This is a genomic window from Nitrosopumilus sp. b3 (assembly GCF_014078525.1).
In the GTDB taxonomy this organism is placed as follows: Archaea; Thermoproteota; Nitrososphaeria; order Nitrososphaerales; family Nitrosopumilaceae; genus Nitrosopumilus.
The window spans coordinates 1-1,987 of the sequence record NZ_MU078701.1 but is presented as its reverse complement, the minus strand read 5'-3'; the positions used below and the strand labels follow the sequence as shown (position 1 = coordinate 1,987).

The window sequence follows — 1,987 nt, the reverse complement described above, 5'->3', positions numbered from 1 at the left end:
CAGCGTTAACTGTAGAAAGACAAGTTCCAACAATCACAACTAATGTAGTAGATTTGGGATAGGTAATTTATCAAGTACTACATATCCATTCTTTTTCATTTTATCAACTATTCACAATAGAATTTACTACGTCACAAATGGTAAACTACCACTATTGCAGGATTGGAAAAATCTAGTACTATGAAAGTATCAAAGACAAGTAATGTGGTTGAACATATGGATTCAAATTCAGCATTATCAAGTATCAATTATCAAACAATGAGTTTAGAAAATTTATTATTTCGTTGTAGTTAAGATCAGAGCATGTTTGATCATGGCAAACACACGCCATGATATACTCCCATACCACTAAATCCTATCAATGAAATTACAGCTAAAGGGAACGCGACATTCTCATCGTGGAGTCATCGGTGTAGAGTCTGCAATAGTCATGATTGCATTTGTAATCGTAGCAGCAGCCTTAGCATTTGTTGTACTTAACATGGGATTTACTACATCACAGAAAGCAAAGACTACAATCATTGCAGGATTAGAAGAATCAAGTAGCAGCATGCAAGTTGCAGGTAAAGTCATAGGAGTTGGATGTACTACCGCTGCAGGAGGCTGTGCCAGTTCACCAGTTCTAAATGCAACTGCATTTCCAATTAAGATCACCTCAGGAGGAGACGAAGTTGATTTAGGGGCTTCCACTACTGCTGTAAAATACATTTCTAATAGTATTCAGTATGACGATATTTATTCAGGTCCAATTACTGGAGGAGAATATAGATCATTGTCACTTGCACTCACAGAGGCAATTAATTCCGGATACATTGCTAGTCATCCAACAACTGGAAACTCTCCAAATGCAACTTCAGCATTCATCTATTGGTCAGTACAGCAATCAGCAAATCAGGTTTTGGATCAAGGAGAACACGCAGTATTGACAATAGCATACAAAGCTGCTGACAGACCTGCATCTCTAGATGCAATTAGAGCTGAAATCATTCCAGCAACTGGAGCTTCACTATCTGTAGAAAGACAAGTTCCAACAATTACCACATCAGTAGTAGACTTGGGTTAATACATCAAGTGAATTCATTATTTTTTTATTTTTATGAATTGTATTGTCTGTTTACATAATACAGACTTTAGGATATACTCTTTTGGGCAATATTTTATACATTGAAATTACAACGAAAGGGAACGCGACATTCTCATCGTGGAGTCATCGGTGTAGAGTCTGCAATAGTCATGATTGCATTTGTAATCGTAGCAGCAGCCTTAGCATTTGTTGTACTTAACATGGGATTTACTACATCACAGAAAGCAAAGACTACAATCATTGCAGGATTAGAAGAATCAAGTAGTTCTATGAAAGTATCAGGTTCAATCACTGCAGTAGGATGTATAGATTCAGATTCAGGATGTGATAATATTAAAAAAATTAATGCAACAAACATTCCTCTTAAAATATCAGAGTCAGGCAATTCTGTAAATTTTGCACAAGATGTTGTATCTATCAGATATATTGGGCCATCCGTTCAATATGACAATATCTATTTAGGTCCAATCACTGCAGATACATTTAGGCAATCAGTTTTAGCATTCAGGCAGGCAGATCTAGAAACGGATTCTATATTTGATGCATTTAATGATGCAAATCCGGTAAATGGAACTCTTCCTAGTGAAACTAGTGCATTCATCTATTGGGTCAAAAGATTAAATGCAAATCAAGTTTTAGATGTTGGAGAGCATGCAGTATTATCTATAGGGTTTGCATCAGATGATAGACCACAAGCACGAGAAAATATTAATTTTGAAATTATAGTTTCAAGCGGCGCCATCCTCACTCTAGAAATAGATGTCCCTAACATTAATCATGAAATATTAGATATAGGATAATTTCATCATACTCGATATAAAGAAGTTTGAGAAGGGATTTGCATGTTTGATCATGGCAAACACACGCCATGATATACTCCCATACCACTAAATCCTATCAATG

2 protein-coding genes are annotated in these 1,987 nt (G+C 36.0%); both read left to right on the top strand.

The annotated features are described in order from the left end of the window. The first annotated feature begins 361 nt into the window (after positions 1-361). The gene (locus C6990_RS10895; RefSeq protein ID WP_182131332.1) at positions 362-1,063 is read left to right on the top strand and encodes an archaellin/type IV pilin N-terminal domain-containing protein; all 702 of its coding nucleotides are present in this window, start codon (positions 362-364) and stop codon (positions 1,061-1,063) included. A 101-nt stretch (positions 1,064-1,164) separates the two neighbouring features. Continuing rightward, on the top strand, positions 1,165-1,884 hold the full coding sequence (locus C6990_RS10890; RefSeq protein WP_182131330.1) for an archaellin/type IV pilin N-terminal domain-containing protein: 720 nt from the start codon (positions 1,165-1,167) through the stop codon (positions 1,882-1,884). Positions 1,885-1,987 lie beyond the last annotated feature (103 nt).